This window comes from Pseudomonas sp. A-R-19 (genome assembly GCF_019956575.1).
Taxonomy (GTDB): domain Bacteria; phylum Pseudomonadota; class Gammaproteobacteria; order Pseudomonadales; family Pseudomonadaceae; genus Aquipseudomonas.
On the sequence record NZ_JAHBDR010000057.1, the window covers coordinates 35,089 to 52,396 of the forward strand.

Consider the following 17,308-nt stretch of genomic DNA (forward strand, 5'->3'; position numbering starts at 1 on the left):
CAAAAATGCACAGATAACCTGCACTTATCCCGGTTGTACAAGGCAAATTTGCACTGATACGATCCCTCACCGCTCGCGCGCGAGCATCTCGATAAAGAACAATAAAAGCAGGGAGTTAGTGATGACTGCTCAGGTGTTTTCTCCGGGGACTCAGTCCATGGATGCCATGCAAAACGAAGTGCTGGCCGAAGTGCGCAACCACATTGGTCATCTGACCCTCAACCGCCCCGCCGGTCTCAATGCCCTCACCCTCGACATGGTGCGCAACCTGCACCGCCAGCTCGATGCCTGGGCTCAGGATTCGCAAGTGCATGCCGTAGTCCTGCGTGGCGCCGGGGAAAAAGCCTTCTGCGCCGGCGGCGACATTCGCTCGCTGCATGACAGCTTCAAAAGCGGCGACACCTTGCACGAAGATTTCTTCGTCGAGGAATACGCCCTCGATCTCGCGATCCACCATTACCGCAAACCGGTGCTGGCCCTGATGGACGGTTTTGTCCTCGGCGGCGGCATGGGCCTGGTTCAGGGCGCGGACCTGCGCGTGGTTACCGAGAAAAGCCGCCTGGCCATGCCGGAAGTCGGCATCGGCTACTTCCCGGACGTCGGCGGCAGTTACTTCCTGCCGCGCATCCCCGGTGAACTGGGGATTTACCTCGGCGTCAGCGGCGTACAGATTCGCGCCGCCGATGCTCTGTATTGCGGCCTGGCCGACTGGTACCTGGAAAGCGACAAACTGGGGACGCTGGACGAACATCTCGACCAGCTCGAATGGCACGACACGCCGCTCAAGGACCTGCAAGGCCTGCTGGCGAAATTCGCCGTGCAGCAACTGCCCGACGCGCCACTGGCGACTTTGCGCCCGGCTATCGACCACTTCTTCGCCCAACCCGATGTGCCGAGTATTGTGGAGCAACTGCGTCAGGTTACGGTCGCCGACAGCCATGCGTGGGCCGTCAGCACCGCCGACCTGCTGGAAACCCGTTCGCCGCTGGCCATGGCCGTGACCCTGGAAATGCTCCGTCGCGGACGCGAACTGCCGCTTGAGCAATGCTTCGCCCTGGAGCTGCATCTGGACCGCCAGTGGTTCGAACGCGGCGACCTGATCGAAGGCGTGCGCGCCTTGCTGATCGACAAAGACAAAACACCACGCTGGAACCCGCCCACCCTCGAGGCGCTGGACGCCGAACACGTGGCGAGCTTCTTCAGCGGGTTTGACCGGAGCGAGAGCTGAGCCATGCACGATATCGAATTGAGCGAAGAGCAAGTCATGATCCGCGACATGGCCCGGGATTTTGCCCGTGGCGAAATCGCGCCCCATGCCCAGGCCTGGGAAAAGGCCGGCTGGATCGACGACGGCCTGGTGGCGAAGATGGGTGAGCTGGGCCTGCTCGGCATGGTGGTCCCCGAAGAATGGGGCGGCACCTATGTCGACTACGTGGCCTACGCCCTGGCCGTGGAAGAAATCTCCGCCGGCGACGGCGCTACCGGCGCCTTCATGAGCATCCACAACTCAGTGGGTTGCGGGCCGGTGCTCAACTACGGCAGCGAAGAACAGAAACAGACCTGGCTGGCGGACCTGGCCAGCGGCCAGGCCATCGGCTGCTTCTGCCTGACCGAACCCCAGGCCGGTTCCGAGGCGCACAACCTGCGCACGCGCGCCGAACTGCGCGACGGCCAATGGGTGATCAACGGCGCCAAGCAATTCGTCAGCAACGGCAAGCGGGCCAAGCTGGCGATCGTGTTTGCCGTGACCGATCCGGACCTGGGCAAGCGTGGCATCTCAGCGTTCCTGGTACCGACCGACACCGCTGGTTTTATCGTCGATCGCACCGAACACAAGATGGGCATCCGCGCTTCCGATACCTGCGCCGTCACCCTGAACAACTGCACCATCCCCGAAGCCAACCTGCTGGGTGAGCGCGGCAAGGGCCTGGCCATCGCCCTGTCCAACCTCGAAGGCGGTCGCATCGGCATCGCCGCCCAGGCGCTGGGCATCGCCCGCGCGGCGTTCGAAGCGGCGTTGGCCTACTCCCGTGATCGGGTGCAATTTGGCAAGACGATCAATGAACACCAGAGCATCGCCAACCTGCTGGCCGACATGCACATGCAGTTGAACGCCGCACGGTTGCTGATCCTGCACGCCGCGCGCCTGCGCACGGCGGGCAAACCCTGCCTGTCGGAGGCCTCACAAGCCAAGCTGTTTGCATCGGAAATGGCGGAAAAGGTCTGCTCGTCGGCCATTCAGATTCATGGCGGCTACGGCTACCTGGAAGACTATCCGGTGGAGAAGTACTACCGGGATGCGCGGATCACGCAGATCTACGAAGGGTCGAGCGAGATTCAACGGATGGTGATTGCCCGCGAACTGAAGAACTATCTGGTTTAAAAGCTCAAAAGCTTCGCGAGCAAGCCCGCTCCCACATTGGATCTCAGCGTCTATGAGGTCCCTTGTGGGAGCGGGCTTGCTCGCGAAGGCGTCAGTCAGACCGCCATTTTACTTACCTTGGAACTCGGCTTCCCGCTTGGCAATGAACGCCGCCATCCCTTCCTTTTGATCCTGCGTCGCAAACGCCGCATGGAACACCCGGCGCTCAAAGCGCACGCCTTCAGCCAGGCTCACTTCAAAGGCACGGTTGACGCTTTCCTTGACCATCATCGCGATCGGCAGCGACTTCTTGGCGATCAGCGCCGCGACTTTCAGCGCTTCATCCAGCAGTTCATCGCTCGGCACGATACGCGCCACGATGCCGCAACGCTCCGCTTCCACGGCATCGATCAAACGCCCGCTCAGGCACATTTCCATGGCCTTGGCCTTGCCCACGGCACGGGTCAGGCGCTGGGTACCGCCCATGCCCGGCAACACGCCGAGGTTGATTTCCGGCTGGCCGAACTTCGCATTGTCGCCAGCCAGGATGAAGTCGCACATCAGCGCCAGCTCACAGCCGCCACCCAGGGCGAAACCGTTGACCGCCGCGATGATCGGCTTGCGGCGGTTGGCCACGCGATCGCTGTCGCTGAACAGATCGTCGATGTAGATCTGCGGATAGGTCAGCTCGGCCATTTCCTTGATGTCGGCACCGGCGGCGAAGGCTTTTTTCGAACCGGTCAGGACGATGCAACCAATGTTGGAGTCTGCCTCGAAACCATCAAGGGCCTGGTTCAGTTCGCTGACGATCTGCGCGTTCAACGCGTTCAGCGCCTGCGGACGGTTGAGGGTGATCAGGCCAACGCGGCCGTGGGTTTCCAGCAAAATCGTTTCGTAGCTCACGTAATGATTCCTTCTTTCAAAGATTGCGCGAAATGACCATGCGCTGAATATCGCTGGTGCCTTCGTAGATCTGGCAGACGCGCACGTCGCGGTAGATGCGCTCCAGCGGGAAGTCGTTGAGATAACCGTAGCCACCGAGGGTTTGCAGCGCCGAGGAGCATACCTTCTCGGCCATTTCCGAGGCGAACAGTTTGGCCATCGAGGCCTCGACCAGGGCCGGCTGGCCACTGTCACGCAGGGCGGCAGCGTAGTGCACCATTTGCCGCGCCACGGCGATCTGGGTCGCCATGTCCGCCAGGCGGAAGGCTACGGCCTGATGTTCGATGATAGGTTTGCCGAAGCTTTCGCGTTCCCGCGCATAGTCGCGAGCCGCTTCGAACGCGGCGCGGGCCATGCCCACCGATTGCGAAGCGATGCCGACGCGGCCGCCTTCAAGGTTGGCCAGGGCAATTTTGTAGCCTTCGCCCTCTTCACCCAGGCGGTTCGCCACCGGAACTTTTACGTCTTCGAAAAGGATCTGGCAGGTGTCGGATGCATGCTGACCGAGCTTGTCTTCGACCCGGGCGACTTTGTAGCCCGGCGAGTCGGTGGGCACGATGAACGCGCTGATGCCACGCTTGCCGGCGTTCGGATCGGTCACCGCAAACACGATCACCACCCCGGCGTTCTGCCCGGAAGTGATGAATTGCTTGCAGCCATTGAGTACGTAGTGATCACCTTCCAGGCGCGCACGGGTTTTCAGGCCGCTGGCGTCGGAACCGGCCTGGGGCTCGGTCAGCGCAAAGGCGCCGAGCATCGCACCGCTGGCCAAAGGCTTGAGGAAGCGCTCTTTCTGGTCGTCATTGCCGTAGTTGAGGATCGGCACACAGCCCACGGAGTTATGCACGCTCATGATGGTCGAGCAGGCGCCATCGCCAGCGGCGATTTCTTCCAGGGCCATGGCATAGGCCAGGTAACCGGTGTCGCATCCGCCCCACTGCTCCGGCACCAGCATGCCGAAGAAGCCCAGCCCGGCCATCTCGCCGATGGCTTCCTTGGGAAAACGGTGCTCGCGATCCCATTCGGCGGCAAACGGCTTCAGCCGTTCCTGGGCAAAGTCCCGGGCCATGTCGCGGATCTGTTGTTGGTCGTCATTGGGGATCATGGTGAATCCTTGAAGTTGATTTGCCCCTTGTAGGAGCGAGCCTGCTCGCGATGGTCGTCAACGATAACGCTGGCAACCTGACACCCCGCGGGGTTCTCGGGTTTTTCGCGAGCAGGCTCGCTCCTACAAGGGATTGCGTAGTCAGTAGAGACATTCCACGGCCATGGCCGTCGCTTCACCGCCGCCGATACAAATCGCCGCAACGCCGCGTTTCAGGCCTTTCTGGCGCAGGGCCGAGAGCAGCGTCACGAGAATCCGCGCACCGGACGCCCCGATCGGGTGACCGAGGGCGCAAGCGCCGCCGTGCACGTTGAGTTTTTCGTGAGGAATTTCCAGCTGCGTCATCGCCACCAGGCTGACTACCGCAAACGCTTCATTGATTTCAAACAGGTCGACCTGGTCCAGCGACCAACCGGTCTTCTTCACCAGTTTCTTGATCGCGCCGATCGGCGCCACCGGGAACAGGCCCGGGGTGTCGGCGAACGCGGCGTGGCCATGAATCACCGCCAACGGCTTCAAGCCTTGTTTCTGTGCCTGCGACTGGCGCATCAGCACCAGCGCGGCGGCACCGTCTGAGATCGAACTGGAGTTGGCCGCCGTCACCGTACCGCCGTCGCGGAACGCCGGCTTCAACGAAGCGATCTTGTCCAGCTTGGCTTTTGGCGGCTGTTCGTCATTGCTGATCACGACCTGTTCTTTGCCCACCGTCACGGTCAGCGGAACGATTTCTGCCTTGAAACTGCCGTCCTTGATCGCCTGTTGCGCGCGGGTGGTCGAGGCGATGGCAAAGGCATCCTGGGCTTCGCGACTGAAACCATGGGTTTCGGCGCAGTCCTCGGCAAAGGTGCCCATCAAGCGCCCCTTGTCGTAGGCGTCTTCGAGGCCGTCCAGGAACATCGAGTCCTGCACCCGGCCATGGCCCATGCGATAGCCGCTACGAGCGCGATCCAGCAGGTAAGGCGCGTTGGTCATGCTTTCCATGCCACCGGCGATGACCACATCGGCGCTGCCAGCGAGCAGCATGTCGTGGGCCAGGATCGTCGCTTCCATGCCCGAACCGCACATCTTGTTCAGGGTGGTGCAGCGAGTCGATTTATCCAGCCCGGCACCCAGCGCCGCCTGGCGTGCAGGCGCCTGGCCCAGGCCCGCCGGCAGTACACAGCCGAACAGCACTTCGTCGACGGAGTCACTGGCGACCCCGGCGCGTTCAACCGCGGCCTTGATCGCAGCAGCGCCGAGTTGCGGCGCGGTCAGGCTTTTCAGATCGCCCTGGAAACCACCCATCGGGGTACGGACGGCACTGACGATAACAATCGGATCGTTGGACATTGTCATGACAAATCCTCCTTATTTGGCGGCCATGCGCAAGGCACCGTCGAGACGGATCACCTCGCCATTGAGCATGCTGTTTTCAATGATATGCCTGACCAGCCCGGCGTACTCGGCGGGTTTGCCAAGGCGCGGCGGAAATGGCACGCCAGCGGCCAGGGAATCGCGGACTTCCTGGGTCATGCCGGCCATCATCGGTGTTTCGAAAATGCCCGGGGCGATGGTCATCACGCGGATGCCGAAGCGCGCCAGTTCGCGAGCCGCCGGCAACGTCAGGCTGACGATGGCGCCTTTGGACGCCGAGTAGGCCGCCTGACCGATCTGACCGTCGTATGCCGCAGCTGACGCGGTGTTGATGATCACCCCGCGCTCGCCATCGGCATCCGCTTCGGTCTCGGCAATCGCCGCTGCCGCAAGGCGCAGCATGTTGAAGCTGCCAATCAGGTTGACGTTGATCACCTGGCTGAAACTGGTCAGCGCGTGCGGACCGTTCTTGCCGATAATCTTCTCGCCACGCACGATGCCGGCGCAGTTGACCAGGCCATTGAGGCCGCCAAAGGCCTTGACCGTCGCCTGCACGGCGGCTTCGGCCGCCGCTTCGTTGCTGATGTCCGCCACCACGCTGTGCGCGCCCAGGCGCTCGGCCTGGGCTGCAACGGCTTCGGCGTTCATGTCCACCAGCATCACTTTCGCGCCAGCGGCAACCAGCACCTCGGCGGTAGCTGCACCGAGGCCTGAAGCGCCGCCGGTGACGATAAAAATCTTGTTCTCGATCTGCATCATTGTTTCCCTGGATTCAAGCTGGAACGTTCTTCGCCGCGGCCTCTTGAGCCTTGGCGATTTCCTGGTTGCGCAAGATAAAGCGCTGCAATTTGCCGCTTGGGGTTTTCGGCAACTCGCTGACAAATTCGATTTCGCGGGGGTACGAGTGCGCCGCCAGACGCTTGCGCACGTGCTGGCGCAGTTCTTCGGCCAACTCGGGGGCGGCGCGGTACTGCGGGCTGAGCACGACGAAGGCCTTGACCAGTTCGGTGCGCTCCGGATCAGGCTTGCCAACCACGGCGGCCTCGACCACCGCCGGGTGCTCGATCAGTGCACTTTCCACGTCGAACGGACCGACCCGGTAGCCGGAGGTAGTGATCACGTCGTCGCTGCGCCCGACGAAGCTGATGCTGCCGTCCGGGTTCCACTCGACGGTGTCGCCACTCAGGTAGTAGTTGCCGACAAAGGCCTTGGTCGGCCCGCCTTCGTAGCCGGCGAACCAGCACATCGGCGATTGGCTGCGGTCGATGGCCAGAATGCCCGGCTGGCCGACACCCAGCTCCTTGTATTCGTCGTCCAGTACCACGATACGGTGGCCCGGCGAGGCAAAGCCGGCGGCGCCCATGTGGATCGGGTGCTCAAGGCCGTGATGGTTGCACAGCACCATGCCCAGTTCGGTCTGGCCGTAGTGGTCGTGGATGACCACGTCGAGGTTATCGGCGAACCAGCGGATCACTTCCGGGTTCAGCGGCTCGCCGGCGCTGCTGACGATACGCAACTTGCCCTTGATCGACCTGGCGAACTCGTCGCCGCCGGCAATCAGCAAACGGTAGGCCGTCGGCGAACCGGTGAGGTTGGTAATCCCGTACTTGTTGATCACCCGGCAGGTGCTTTCGAGGGTAAACGGGCCATCGTAGAAGGTGATCGGATGCCCCATGGCCATCGGCCCGGTGACACCGAAGTAAATGCCGTAGGCCCAACCCGGATCGGCGACGTTCCAGAACGCGTCTTCCGGGCGCAGATCCACCGCGTCGCGGGTGTAGCTCTGGAACGCAACGATGGCCTTGAGCGGCACCGACAGTGCTTTCGACGGGCCAGTGGTGCCCGAGGTGAACATCAGCAGGAACGGATCTTCCCCGCTCAGCAGCACCGGTTCGCAGTCGGCGGGAAAATTGGCCAACTCGGCCCAGAAACTGAAATCGCCACGAACCAGGCCCTGCCCCTTGGGACCGGTGACGGTCACCGTGGTCGGGCAATCGGCGACTTCGGCAAGTTTCGGCCGGTTCACCGCATCGGTCACCACCACTTTCGCGCCAGAGCAACTCAGACGGTGCTCGATGGCCTTGGGACCGAACGCGGTGAACAGCGGTTGATACACCGCGCCAATGCGCCAGGTGGCGAACACAGTGATCAGCAATTCGATATTGCGTGGCAACAGGCCGGCGACCTTGTCGCCTTTCTTCACGCCCTGGGCCAGCAGGAAGTTGGCAAAGCGCGCGGCCTTGTCCTGCAATTCGGTGAAGGTGTAGGCCGCACTGCTGCCGTCACGCCCTTCCCAGAACAGCGCGATGCGGCCCGGCAAGGCATGCCGGTCGCAGCATTCGACACAGGCGTTGAGGGCCGTCAGGTCACCTGCCAGTGCGGCATCGACGGTTTGCTGGTAATTGAACTGAGAAGTAGCAGACAAGTAATCGCGCATTGCCAGAATCCCTCTGTGTTTCTTATTAGGTTGGGGGAACCGTAATCAACAGGGAAATACTCGCTCTGCGCGGGGTACCGGGCAATGGTCAAAGTTATCAAGTTGCCTGACTGGTTTGGCCAAAGCCCCCAGGCATCAGGAAGTGAAGCGCACCCCCGGTCTAGCGCGCTCGTCCACGGTCAGCTCGAACACGTCCGGGCGAGCGTAGTGACCGACCACGTCAAAGTCGTAGCGGGCGCGTACCAGGTCGTCAGTGTCGATTTGCGCGGTGAGCAGGCCGGCGCTGTCGCGCAACGGTCCGGCGAGAATGTCGCCCATGGGGCCGACAATCACGCTGCCGCCGGCGATCAGCGGCCGATCCGCCGGCCAGTTGGCGATGTCCAGGCCCAGGGCCTGGGGCGATGCCTGGACCTGACAGGCGCTGACCACGAAACAGCGCCCCTCATGGGCGATATGGCGCATGCTGACCTGCCACATCTCCCTTTCATCCACGGTCGGCGCGCACCACACCTCCACGCCTTTGGCGTACATCGCCGTGCGCAGCAACGGCATCATGTTTTCCCAGCACACCACCGCACCAATGCGTCCGACCTGGCTGTCGATCACCGGCAAGGTCGAGCCATCGCCCTTGCCCCAGATCAGCCGTTCGGTGCCCGTAGGCATCAGCTTGCGGTGTTTGGCCAGCAGCCCGGCCTGGGGATCGAAGTACAGCGCGGTGCAGTACAAGGTGCTGCCGGCGCGCTCGATCACGCCGATCACCAGATTGGCACCGGTGCGTGCGGACAGCGCCGCCAGCGCGTCGGTTTCCGCGCCGGGCACGTCAATGGCATTGGCAAAATAGCGGGCAAAGGCTTCGCGTCCTTCCGGCAGACGATAGCCCAACTGCGTGCCAAAGCCCTCGCCTTTTGGATACCCGCCGAGCAGCGCTTCGGGCATCACCACCAGCGCGGCGCCGGATTCGATGATCGCGTGTTCATAGGACAGGATCTGTTCCAGGGTGTCGGCCTTGCCACCAGGCAAGGCGCCGATCTGCAGGGCGGCAACGATTGACTTGGGCATCTCGAAAACTCCGTTCGCATCAGGTGTTGCTCATTCTCTAGCGCCACGTGATCATCAACAAAGCCCCATTCACTGCTGAATGATATGAGCCATATGAATATCACCGACGTCGACCTCAATCTGCTCAAAGTCTTCGAGGCCCTGCACGAAGAGTCCAGCGCCAGCCGCGCCGCCTTGCGCCTTGGCGTGACACAATCGGCCGTCAGCGCGGCCTTGCGTCGACTGCGCCAGGTGTATGGCGATCAGTTGTTCGTGCGCACCGGGCGTGGCCTGGCGCCCTCGCTCAAGGCCAACCAGCTCAAGCCGGTGGTCAGCGATGCCCTGAACAAATGCCGGCAGAGCCTGGCGATGGTCGATCCGGCTGCGCAGCAGTACGAAGGTCGCTCGGTCACCGTGGGAATGTCGGATGATTTCGAAATTGCCTACGGCCGGCGGCTGATCGAAGAAATCGCCCGCAGCGCGCCGAAATTGCGCCTGATTTTCCGCCAGACCCACAGCCAGATCGTCGCCCAGGCATTGACGGAACGCAGCATCGACCTGGCGATTGCCGCGGGCGGATTCGCCGAGCGGCTGCTCAGCCGCCAGGTGCTGGGGGAAGGCGGATACCTGTGTCTGGTGGACCCGGCGAGCCTGGTCGAGGGCCAGCAGAGCATCAGTCTTGAGGAGTTTGTGGCCCGCGAACACATTCTGGTGTCGTCCGGCGGTTTTATCGGCATTACCGATGAGGGATTGGCGGCGCTGGGGTTGAGTCGGCGGGTATGCGCCTCGACCACGCACTTTGCCGCGTTGCCGCACCTGCTCAAGGGCAGCCAGGCCGTGGCGACCATTCCGGCCCATGCGGCGCAAAGCATCGCAACGCTCAGCGGACTGGCGTTGCTGCCCTGCCCCCTGGCGTTGCCGCGTTACCCGATCGAGCTGGGCTGGCGCACCAGTAACCAGCTCGATCCGGTAGTGTTGAAAGTGCGTGAAGCGATTGTCGCGAGTTTCCCGTGACCACCGGGGTTACTTGTTGGCCGCCATCAGGCGATTGACTTCACTGCGCACCATGTTGGCGAATTCCGGCGGCGACATGCCGTCCAGTTCGGCGCGAACCCATTCCGCCCACTTGCCTTTGCGCTTGGCCCGTTCGCCGAACAACCGCGCGGCCTCACCCTTGGCTTTGCCCAGGTTGTTTTGCCAGAGTTCGAACAGACGGGATTTCTCGTCTTCCAGCGCAGCGCGCTCGGCGAGGGGTTTGTCGGCCAGATTGAAGCTCATGGGAAGTTCCTGCTGCGTAAAATAGGCGACATCTTACACTGTAGGACGAAATTTCCTGCGCCGGTTTTTCAGCAAGATGGCCTCCCCGGGCAAAATAGCTGCAACTTTTCCGACGACGGCAGACTCCATTGTTCACTGTCCACTTACCTGCAAGGAGTACCTCAATGGCCCGCAAAACCGCCGCGCAAGCCGCCGAAGATCAAATCAAGGATCAAGCCTTCAGCGAACTTCAAACGCTGATCGAAGAGTCGGAAAAACTGCTGAAAAGCAGCGCTTCACTGGTCGGGGAGGAAGCGGAGACCCTTCGCGGGCAAATCGCCCTGAAACTCCAGCAGGCCAGGGATTCGGTGACCAGCGTGCGCGACCGCACCTTGCCCGCGGTCGAGGCCACTGAAACCTATATCGGCGGGCATCCATGGCAAACCGTGGCGATTTCCGCCGGGTTTGGCCTGGTGGTGGGGTTGTTGCTGGGCCGGCGCTAAGTACTGGCAAACACAGAACCCCTGTGGGAGCGGGCTTGCTCGCGAAAGCGTCGTGTCAGTCGGCATCAGCTTTGTTGACACACCGCATTCGCGAGCAAGCCCGCTCCCACAGAGGGTGCGTTAATCAGGCATTCACTCCCCCGCCAGCTCCCGCAGGTTCGCCAGCGTCCGGGCATCCAGTTCAATGCCATTGACCTGCGACTTGGCGCGCTGATGATGACGCCGGTCACCCGGCAAACGCTTCAGGCCGACACCGTGCATTTGCCGCACCAATTCCTGGCTGCGTTCGGCAAAACTTTGCCCAGCCGCTTTGCTCGGGTCGATCACGATAATCAATTGACCCGTCCAGGGTGTCTTGGCACCAGGGTGGTTCTTCCAGTCGAATTCGAAGGAAAAATTGCCGCCGGTCAGTGCCGCCGCGAGCAACTCGACCATCATCGACAACGCCGAACCCTTGTGCCCGCCAAAAGGCAGCAACGCGCCGCCTTCAAGAATCGCTTTCGGGTCGGTGGTCGGCTGGCCAAGACTGTCCACGCCCATCCCTGCAGGCAAACGCTCGCCCTCGCGTGCAGCAATTTGCACATCGCCATGGGCAATGGCACTGGTGGCCAGGTCGAAGACAATCGGTCCGCCATCGGCCCGCGGCGCAGCGAAGGCAATCGGGTTGGTGCCGAACAGCGGCCGGTCGGCGCCATGGGGCACCACGCAGGTCATGCTGTTGACCACACTCAATGCGACAAGGCCTTCATCAGCGAAGGGTTCGACATCCGGCCACAAGGCCGCGAAGTGGTGCGAGTTACGGATCGCCAGCACCGCAATGCCGGCACTACGGGCCTTCTGCACCAGCAGCTCGCGCGCCGCCGCCAGGGCCGGTTGCGCAAAACCGTTATTGGCATCGACCCGCACAAACCCTGAAGCCACATCTTCAACCACCGGAACGGCCTGGCCATTGACCCAGCCGCTTTGCAGCGTCGAAACATAACCAGGAATCCGGAATACCCCGTGACTGTGGGCGCCATCGCGCTCGGCACCGGCGCAGTTTTGAGCCAGCACCCTGGCAACGTCGCCCGACGTGCCGTGACGCAGAAAAATCTTCTCCAGCAAAGCGCTCAGCGCTTGGAGTGACAGGTGTGACGAGACCGCAGTAGACGCGTGATCGCTTGGCGCAGACATCTGAAGCTCCAGACTAATTATTGGAGGGAACAACAGCGTACAAAGACCCGCCGATTAACAACGCGCGGCGAGCGACCTGTCAACCTTTCGCTCAGGGTCGATCGCGTTTTTCCGTGCCACGAATGCCCCCGCCCCGTGTGTTAACTATTTACCACCTGCGTCAACCCACCGGCTTTTAGGCTCGAAGCTCAATCCACAGGCGCATTTGAATGGCACCTTGAACGAGACTCGACGATGTCTACTCCAGTAATTCCGCTGTTTTTCCCCGAGGCACTGACGTTACCCGGCCTCTGGGGTGAACTTGGCAAAACCCACGGGCTGACGCAAAAGGATTTCCAATGGTTCAGCCATATCGAATTGGCCAGCCAGGCACTGCGCGATAAGCAGACACCGCCCATGTTGGCGAAAACCATCGTGCTGAAAATTCCGGGCCTGGAACCTTTGCCACTGGCCGGCAGCTTTTTGCTGACTGCGACGCCGGATGACAACGGCGTGATTCTCTACACTCCGTACGCCGGGATACAGAAGTTCACTGACCGATCGGCCATGACCGAACAGCTGGTGAAGCAACTCAAAGCGGCCGACGAAGACGACAATCTGCTGGCCTTCATGGCGTTGTCACAACGCAAGGCCGTGGCGGATGCCAGCACAATCGAACTGGACTTTCAATCCATCGAAGGTGACGTGTTCGAAGACCAGCGCAACACCCTCTCCCACAATCAGCAGCTCAACGACCAAGCCTTGCTCGATGAACTGAAAACGCTACCGTCCCTGACGTCGCTGCTCGATGCATTGCTGGCCGAACAACTGGCAGGGGCGTTTCCCGGCGTGGATCAGCGTCAGACCCAGGTGAATTTCCACCTGGCTGCGACTGAAGGCAACGATGATGCAAGCCGGCCGATGCGACGCTGGATCAATTGCCTGTCGCTGAGTGACGCCGTGCTCCTGCACTATCGCCATCAGCGTTGGCCATCCGGGCAGACCCATGAATTTTCCCATTCGAAACAGTCCCCGGCAAAAGCTGACCAGAGCCACTGGGAAACTGCGGTTACGACAGTCTCGCGCAAGCTGGTCCACTTGCTGGTCGGGCAGCTCGAACAGTACTGGAACGCGGCGAGCGCCGATGGCGTATCGCGCCGCGAGTTCTTCGGCCGGGCCATCGCCGATCAGTGGCGAGTGCAACTGCTGCTCAAGCGCGAAGCCGCAATCATCACCCCGGAGCAAAGCCGGGACTTGCACGCGTTGATCTCGACGGCGAGCCGGGCAAACGCATCAATGACGATCGAAACCCCGCGCCTGTGGGAGTACCCGGCCAATAACGTGGAGCTGGCCGGTTCACTGATGATCAGCGCCAGCCATGCGTATCTCTACACGCCCACCGAAGGTTTGCAGGTGCTCAGCAACTATCAGGACTTGCGCGATACCTTGCTCGCCAAGTTCAGCGCGGCCGGTCACGAAGATGAGCTCTATGGCCTGCTGAGCCTGGACGAACGCCAGCGATTCATTGGTTTTGATCGGCCGAAAGTGACTGGAGAAGTCATCTCCGGCGCAATCTTCAGCAAGCTCCTCGACGCCATCGTCACCAAGCAACTGCAGAACATGGATTACACCCTGCAGGTGTTTCGTCACAGTGACGGTGCCGTGGACATCCATGCGCTGTTCGACAAGGCGCTGGATATCCGTTCGATGATCAGCGAGCGCCTGCTGGCGCTGGAAACCGACGGACGCTGGAGCACCAGACCGGTGTTGTCCGGCGACCAGCATCCAGCCATGGTACGGGCCGACACGGCGGCAACGTTCGTCAAGAGCTTCAGCGACATCGAAACGTTGATCAACACGGACTTTACCGCACAACCGCTCGCTTCCCTGGCGTTGCAGCGGGTCAGCCTGATAAACCTGCTGCCTCGCCTGGCCCACACGCTTTCCGTCGGCATCCGCGGCGAAGCCAGTCTGCGCCGGCTTGGCGCGACACTGCGGGAGGCGGACCGGAGCATTGTCGAAACGGTGTTCAACCCGGATCATGGCGAACGGCGTAACCGTCTTTCCCTGAAGGGGTTCCGGCCCGATGCCTACTCACTGACCCTTGAGTGCTCCGGTCTGCGAAATGTCCTGCCGCTAGCCCATTGCCTGCTCTTGACCGAGCGTGGCGGACTCGACCCCTCCCACTCCGGCCGGACGATCCTGTGGACGCCCGCCAACGGGGTGGAGGCCTTTGACAACTTGAGTCGTGCCAGGCAGGAGCTGAACCGGCGCTTGCTCGACCCGCAACAACGCCTGGCGCTCCTGGAAAACCTCACGCCGAGCCAACACCTCTTCCACCAAAGCTACTCACTGGGTGCGCTGCGACTGATCGAAGGGCCTGTACTGGAGCTGGTCGCACGCTCGTCCTTCGATCATTTTCTGGCTCGTTGCGAACAGGTGCGCAGCTTCAAACTGGACGACACGAAGCAGAAAAAGGCGCTGAGCGCGCTGACCGCAAACGGGATCAACACTAACCTGCGAAGAGCCATCTCGATTGCCCGGGCGATGTCCCTGCAGCAGTCACTGCCCACCTGGCTTGGAATGGCTGCGCTCGAGGATCAGCGGCTGCACGTTGAACTGCTGGAGCAATACCGCAACAGCGTCGAGGAGGACAAAGACTACTTGCACGGGATCACTCCCCTCAGGTCGTATGTGCATGAACGGTTGACGACGCTGCTCGCCAACCGTTTCCCTGACAGCAAGCTGAACCCCGACGATATTGACATCATCCCCGACCTCAACCTGATCGGCCCCGCCCGAAACCTGACCGAGTTTGCCCTGAACCATGTCAGCGTCGCGCAAGGTTCCGGATTCCAGGTCGCCTCGACAGCCACTCAGACGCTGCCCAAGGGGCTGGACCAGGCTGCGGTCCGCCAACTGTTGCAGTCATTGAACATCGTGCAAAGCTACGCGACACAGGTAGAGCAGAAATTGTCCGGTGCAACAGCCGACGCCGAAAGCCGGATACTGCGCTTCGTCAAACAACTGCCCTGGCAGCTGCTGCAACACGCCCACGAACTGAAGCTGTTGCAAAGGCTATCCCATAGCGCGTTCGACTTGCTTCGACAGGTGCTGGACATGCCGGACGCCACTGCCCGCGCGGCCGTGCAAGGAGCACACGCGATTGCCCGGCCACTGGAGCTGATCAAGACCACCGGCGGCGCCGCCGTCAAAGCGCTGGGCCTGTACCTGGTGAGCCCCGGCATCGCAAAGACCGGGCCGCACATCCTCTATGCCCCTTACCTCCCTGGCGGTTCTCCTTTCATCGAGTTCGACACCGAGGCCAGCGTTGTCTCGGCGCTGAACACGCCGGGGCCCTTGCAGGAAATGTTGATCCGACGCCTGCCGGACAGCGAGCAGTCCGTCTTTCGCAACCTGTTCAAATCGACCGCTGGGCAATTGAGCGAGATCACCCTGGCGTCCAACCCCATTGGCGGCAACTTGCTCACCCACCTGTTCCACGACAACACAAAACTGCTGTCGCACATGCTCGGCAGCCAGTTGCAGGCAGTCGGGCAGGCAGACTGGGAGGCGGTCAAACATCTGTTCAGCGCCGGTATCCAGCGCGTCCTGGGTCTGTTGCCCGGCAAGCTCGCTTATCTGCAATTTCTCTGGAACGCTTACCGGGACGCGCTCAACTCGGCTGAAGCGCTGCAGGACCATCACTGGAAAGCCGCGCTGGAGGACTTTATTGCCGGTGCGGTGCAACTCATCACGCTGGGCAAGTTGTCGCTGGAGGGGTGGACTGAAACAGCCCAGGTCAGCCACGAAACCCTTGCCCCGCCGGTTGCCACCCCGATCGTCGCGCCAAAGTGGTCCGAGGTCGACTCGACGGCGCCGCTGCGCACGCGGCTGCAACCGTTCGAAACCACGGTCGAACTCAAGAACCTGACGAAAAACAGCGCTGACGGTACCTACCTCGATGCGGCGAGCAAAAAAACCTACGCCCCCATCGCCGGCAAGGTGTACGCCGTGGAAAAAACCGGGGCAGCCTGGCGAATGATCAAAGGCAAGGAAGCAGGCCCGGTATTGCTGACTGCGCCAGACAAGCAATTGGTGATCGACCCGGACATCCATACGGTCCACTTCGGCAAGGCCATGTCGACCATGCAAAACCGGCTTGCCCATGCCCATATCGCCAGGGAGGTGCTGAACATCGAAGCCCGGGGCATGGAAGACATTCGCGCCAGGCATCCCGAAAAAGCCCGAATGATCGTGCAGGCCATCGACATGGCCCGTTACTACGCGTTCAACAGCTTGCACAACATGGCGCTGCTGCGGAAGTTAGTCCCCGGGACCCGGCTGGACACCTTCCTCAAACGTTTCTTTGGTGTAAGCCAGGTGAACACAGCGCTGATCGACAAAATCAAGAGCGCCATTCTTCCCATCTGCAATGCGCTGGTCGACCCCGATGAAGACTGGATGAACTCCCATCGCTTTATCGTGGGTTCAAACCGGGACCCGCAGGAAAACCTCATCGCGTTTGTCCTGGAAAAGGATCTACAGCGCAACGTGCATTTCACCGAACGGTTTTTCGATCAGCAGCTCGACTGGTACAAATCCTGCCTGACTGAACCTTTCAACGTCGACGGCCACAGCCAGGCCGCCACGCTGATCCACGAATTCGCCCATTTGTTTTCCAAGGCCCTGGACATTGCGTCCCTTGAGGCCAGGCGGCCGTTCAGCGATCTGGTGGCGCCGAACAGCGCCTTTGGCATCGCCATGAAACAGTCTCAACTGGACTTCCAGCGTGTGGCCTTGTCGATGGAGACGCCAAAGGAGGAACTGTTTGCACGCTGGAACCGTGGGCTGCAAACGTGGATCAGCCTGGACTCGATTCCGGATGCCTATCACGTCGGCAAGGCCGTTTTGAAGCTGACGGGCAGCGATACCATGGAGCAGGCACGGGAAGCGTTCCTGGACGTGGAAAATGCGACCTTCAGGACCGATGTCATTTTGCACAACGCCGATTCCCTCGCGTTCCTGATCTGCGAAATGGGCCGACAACTGGACCCGGTGCCGCCCGCAACGGCCTCCGCAACCGGATCCTGACATCACAACGCGCAGGTCCCCGGACCTGCGCGGCATATCGCTCGCGATGGCACTGTGATGATTAT

Annotated in this window: 13 protein-coding genes; 5 read left to right on the plus strand and 8 right to left on the minus strand. The window is 61.5% G+C overall.

What is annotated here, in order from left to right:
* Positions 1 to 121 precede the first annotated feature (121 nt).
* Positions 122 to 1,228: an enoyl-CoA hydratase/isomerase family protein gene (locus KGA88_RS15595; RefSeq protein WP_110662081.1), complete on the plus strand. Its 1,107-nt coding sequence runs from the start codon at positions 122 to 124 to the stop codon at positions 1,226 to 1,228.
* Positions 1,229 to 1,231: 3 nt separating this feature from the next.
* Positions 1,232 to 2,383 (plus strand): acyl-CoA dehydrogenase family protein, encoded by a 1,152-nt coding sequence (locus tag KGA88_RS15600; protein WP_223592362.1) that lies wholly within the window; start codon positions 1,232 to 1,234, stop codon positions 2,381 to 2,383.
* Between the two features lie 108 nt (positions 2,384 to 2,491).
* On the opposite strand, the gene KGA88_RS15605 is transcribed toward KGA88_RS15600, so the two are convergent.
* The 6 genes from KGA88_RS15605 to KGA88_RS15635 all read right to left on the minus strand — a co-directional run bounded on the left by KGA88_RS15605 (position 2,492) and on the right by KGA88_RS15635 (position 9,258).
* Complete coding sequence (locus KGA88_RS15605; RefSeq protein ID WP_008023124.1) at positions 2,492 to 3,265, minus strand: enoyl-CoA hydratase; 774 nt, start codon at positions 3,263 to 3,265, stop codon at positions 2,492 to 2,494.
* A 16-nt stretch (positions 3,266 to 3,281) separates the two neighbouring features.
* The gene (locus KGA88_RS15610) at positions 3,282 to 4,409 is read right to left on the minus strand and encodes an acyl-CoA dehydrogenase (RefSeq protein ID WP_223592364.1); all 1,128 of its coding nucleotides are present in this window, start codon (positions 4,407 to 4,409) and stop codon (positions 3,282 to 3,284) included.
* Positions 4,410 to 4,550: 141 nt separating this feature from the next.
* Complete coding sequence (locus KGA88_RS15620; RefSeq protein ID WP_223592366.1) at positions 4,551 to 5,744, minus strand: acetyl-CoA C-acyltransferase; 1,194 nt, start codon at positions 5,742 to 5,744, stop codon at positions 4,551 to 4,553.
* A 12-nt stretch (positions 5,745 to 5,756) separates the two neighbouring features.
* Positions 5,757 to 6,518, minus strand: a complete 762-nt coding sequence (locus KGA88_RS15625) for an SDR family NAD(P)-dependent oxidoreductase (RefSeq protein ID WP_223592368.1) — start codon at positions 6,516 to 6,518, stop codon at positions 5,757 to 5,759.
* 16 nt (positions 6,519 to 6,534) lie between these two features.
* Positions 6,535 to 8,199: an AMP-binding protein gene (locus KGA88_RS15630; protein ID WP_223592370.1), complete on the minus strand. Its 1,665-nt coding sequence runs from the start codon at positions 8,197 to 8,199 to the stop codon at positions 6,535 to 6,537.
* Positions 8,200 to 8,334: 135 nt separating this feature from the next.
* Complete coding sequence (locus KGA88_RS15635; RefSeq protein WP_223592372.1) at positions 8,335 to 9,258, minus strand: carbon-nitrogen hydrolase family protein; 924 nt, start codon at positions 9,256 to 9,258, stop codon at positions 8,335 to 8,337.
* Positions 9,259 to 9,342: 84 nt separating this feature from the next.
* Between KGA88_RS15635 and KGA88_RS15640 the strand changes: the two genes are divergently transcribed.
* A complete protein-coding gene (locus KGA88_RS15640; RefSeq protein WP_223592374.1) occupies positions 9,343 to 10,251 on the plus strand; it encodes a LysR family transcriptional regulator in 909 nt (302 codons plus the stop codon).
* Positions 10,252 to 10,260: 9 nt separating this feature from the next.
* On the opposite strand, the gene KGA88_RS15645 is transcribed toward KGA88_RS15640, so the two are convergent.
* A complete protein-coding gene (locus tag KGA88_RS15645) occupies positions 10,261 to 10,515 on the minus strand; it encodes a hypothetical protein (protein WP_057400121.1) in 255 nt (84 codons plus the stop codon).
* Between the two features lie 164 nt (positions 10,516 to 10,679).
* Between KGA88_RS15645 and KGA88_RS15650 the strand changes: the two genes are divergently transcribed.
* A complete protein-coding gene (locus KGA88_RS15650; protein WP_110659552.1) occupies positions 10,680 to 10,997 on the plus strand; it encodes a YqjD family protein in 318 nt (105 codons plus the stop codon).
* 132 nt (positions 10,998 to 11,129) lie between these two features.
* Here KGA88_RS15650 and KGA88_RS15655 read toward each other — a convergent pair whose 3' ends face one another.
* Positions 11,130 to 12,170, minus strand: a complete 1,041-nt coding sequence (locus tag KGA88_RS15655) for an Ldh family oxidoreductase (RefSeq protein WP_223592382.1) — start codon at positions 12,168 to 12,170, stop codon at positions 11,130 to 11,132.
* A gap of 234 nt (positions 12,171 to 12,404) precedes the next feature.
* Here KGA88_RS15655 and KGA88_RS15660 point away from each other — a divergent pair, with 234 nt between their 5' ends.
* The gene (locus tag KGA88_RS15660; protein WP_223592384.1) at positions 12,405 to 17,243 is read left to right on the plus strand and encodes a dermonecrotic toxin domain-containing protein; all 4,839 of its coding nucleotides are present in this window, start codon (positions 12,405 to 12,407) and stop codon (positions 17,241 to 17,243) included.
* Positions 17,244 to 17,308: the final 65 nt, after the last annotated feature.

What these genes read in the sequence shown, in the direction of transcription:
- KGA88_RS15595 (WP_110662081.1), top strand. Translation starts at nt 122, where the DNA reads ATGACTGCTCAGGTGTTTTCTCCGGGGACTCAGTCCATGGATGCCATG.
- KGA88_RS15600 (WP_223592362.1), top strand. Translation starts at nt 1,232, where the DNA reads ATGCACGATATCGAATTGAGCGAAGAGCAAGTCATGATCCGCGACATG.
- KGA88_RS15610 (WP_223592364.1), bottom strand. Translation starts at nt 4,409, where the DNA reads ATGATCCCCAATGACGACCAACAACAGATCCGCGACATGGCCCGGGAC.
- KGA88_RS15620 (WP_223592366.1), bottom strand. Translation starts at nt 5,744, where the DNA reads ATGACAATGTCCAACGATCCGATTGTTATCGTCAGTGCCGTCCGTACC.
- KGA88_RS15625 (WP_223592368.1), bottom strand. Translation starts at nt 6,518, where the DNA reads ATGCAGATCGAGAACAAGATTTTTATCGTCACCGGCGGCGCTTCAGGC.
- KGA88_RS15630 (WP_223592370.1), bottom strand. Translation starts at nt 8,199, where the DNA reads ATGCGCGATTACTTGTCTGCTACTTCTCAGTTCAATTACCAGCAAACC.
- KGA88_RS15635 (WP_223592372.1), bottom strand. Translation starts at nt 9,258, where the DNA reads ATGCCCAAGTCAATCGTTGCCGCCCTGCAGATCGGCGCCTTGCCTGGT.
- KGA88_RS15640 (WP_223592374.1), top strand. Translation starts at nt 9,343, where the DNA reads ATGAGCCATATGAATATCACCGACGTCGACCTCAATCTGCTCAAAGTC.
- KGA88_RS15645 (WP_057400121.1), bottom strand. Translation starts at nt 10,515, where the DNA reads ATGAGCTTCAATCTGGCCGACAAACCCCTCGCCGAGCGCGCTGCGCTG.
- KGA88_RS15650 (WP_110659552.1), top strand. Translation starts at nt 10,680, where the DNA reads ATGGCCCGCAAAACCGCCGCGCAAGCCGCCGAAGATCAAATCAAGGAT.
- KGA88_RS15655 (WP_223592382.1), bottom strand. Translation starts at nt 12,170, where the DNA reads ATGTCTGCGCCAAGCGATCACGCGTCTACTGCGGTCTCGTCACACCTG.
- KGA88_RS15660 (WP_223592384.1), top strand. Translation starts at nt 12,405, where the DNA reads ATGTCTACTCCAGTAATTCCGCTGTTTTTCCCCGAGGCACTGACGTTA.